This window comes from Rubrivirga sp. (assembly GCF_049648075.1).
Classification (GTDB): domain Bacteria; phylum Bacteroidota; class Rhodothermia; order Rhodothermales; family Rubricoccaceae; genus Rubrivirga.
The window spans coordinates 1-1,735 of record NZ_JBARYR010000421.1; the positions used below are offsets into that span (position 1 = coordinate 1).

The 1,735-nt window shown below is 70.1% G+C and carries 2 protein-coding genes; both read right to left on the reverse strand.

The annotated features are described in order from the left end of the window. Positions 1-47: 47 nt before the first annotated feature. The gene (locus WBA11_RS12075; protein WP_424520933.1) at positions 48-1,334 is read right to left on the reverse strand and encodes an OmpA family protein; all 1,287 of its coding nucleotides are present in this window, start codon (positions 1,332-1,334) and stop codon (positions 48-50) included. Between the two features lie 124 nt (positions 1,335-1,458). Then, a partial coding sequence (locus tag WBA11_RS12080; protein WP_424520934.1) for a tetratricopeptide repeat protein occupies positions 1,459-1,735 on the reverse strand: 277 nt, incomplete at its 5' end.

Here is a 1,735-nt window from a genome sequence, read left to right on the forward strand (position 1 = left end):
GCGCGTAGCCTCGCCCTCGAGGCCGGCGCCTTGCCCGGCCGCGCACACTACAGCCGGACCAACTCGACGCGTCGGTTCTGACGTTGCCCCTCGGGCGTCCCGTTGTCCGCGATCGGCCTCGATGCGCCCATGCCAGCGGCCTCGACGCGCCCGGCGGAGACACCGAGCCCGATTAGCATCGTGCGGACGGCCTCGGCGCGGCGCTCGCTGAGCGACTGGTTGCTCGACGCGTTCCCCGTGTTGTCCGTGTGGCCCTCGACGCGGACGCGCAGGCCGGGGTGCTCCTCCATCATCGACGCGATCTCTTGGACGACCGAGAACGACTCGGGCTGCAGGGTCGCGCTTCCGGTGTTGAACAGGATCCCCTCCGTGACGACGCGGCCCTCGGCCTCGAGGGCGCCGTAGAGGTCGTTGCCGCCGGCCGCGATCCGGAGGTCGCCGATGTACACGAGCCGGTCGCTCCGCGCACCGACCTGGAACGTGATCGCATCGTGCCGCCCGATGTCCGCGCGGGGCACGTTCGCGACCCGCGCGCCATCGGCGTACATCTTGACGTACTGGTCGTCGACGGTGATCTCGACCTTGGTCAACTCGTCGTGGGGAATGCGGACGACCGACACCGGCCCGTCGCTGTTCCACACGCCGGACCCGCGCCAACTCCCGACGCTGAGGCGGGCGCCGTCGTAGCCGGAGAACGGCCGCGTGTCGTTGTCGCTGGTCCGGGGCGCGGTGTACATGTTCACGTACGCGTCGTTGTCGCCCTGGTAGTCGAACTCGATGGTGAACGTGCTCGGGAGCGTCTGCCCCAGGCGGACCTCGAAGCCGCCTCCGCTCGTGAATCGGAGGAACCGCTGGCCCTGGAAGTCGACGACCTCGGACGTCCCGGCGAGGTAGTGGAGTCGCCGCGGGAAGTCGCCGAGCCGGTCAGAGTCGAAGTCGTCCTCGAAGAGCGCCCGCTCGCCCGGCGTGAAGTCGTAGTTCGCGTTGGCGTTGGAGACCGTCGTGCGGATGACGGCGTCCTCGACGTTGCCCTCCGTCACCGGCGTCCCGTTGCGGTCGACGGGCGTGCCCTCGCGGTCCACGAGCACGACGCTGTCGCCGCGGCTCTGGGCGCGCTCGACGCAGGCGCGGTCGTCGTAGGTGCAGCGGACGGCGTTCTCGCCCGCTTGAAAGGTGCCGTCGATGGCGCCGTTGATGGCGCGGTCGGTCCGCGAGTCGATGTTGCGGTTGACGGCGCGCTCGGCCACGTTGCCGGCGCGGTCCATCGCTCGGTCGAGCGTGTTGGCGCAGCCGGTGAGGGCGAGAGCGAGGGCGAGGGCAGTGAGTCGGAGCATCGGGGCGAAGGGGGTGCACCCTCCTTTACAAGTTTTTGGCCCACGACGGATCACGCGACCTCGAGGCCGGCAATGGCGGACGCGCTGCAGTCTCTCTGCTGGGGTCGCCCGCCCTCGAAGCACCTCAAAAGAGAGACCGGTTGAAGACCGGCCGGTGCGTCCTGACGACCGGGTCCGCCTCGCCCAGCATTAGGAACAGGGCGACGGCCAGCTTGCGAGCGATGTCTTCCTCATAAGCTCGGTCGATCTGGACGGCCTCGATGAGCGAGACGAGCGCGGCGTCGAGGTCGCCGGACTGGACCGCCACGAGTGCGGATCGCACGTGGGGCCGGGCGCTACCAGCCGGGAGGCCCGAGAGGTCGCGTTCGAGCGCGTCGGCGACCGTGCGGACGGCGTCGGCC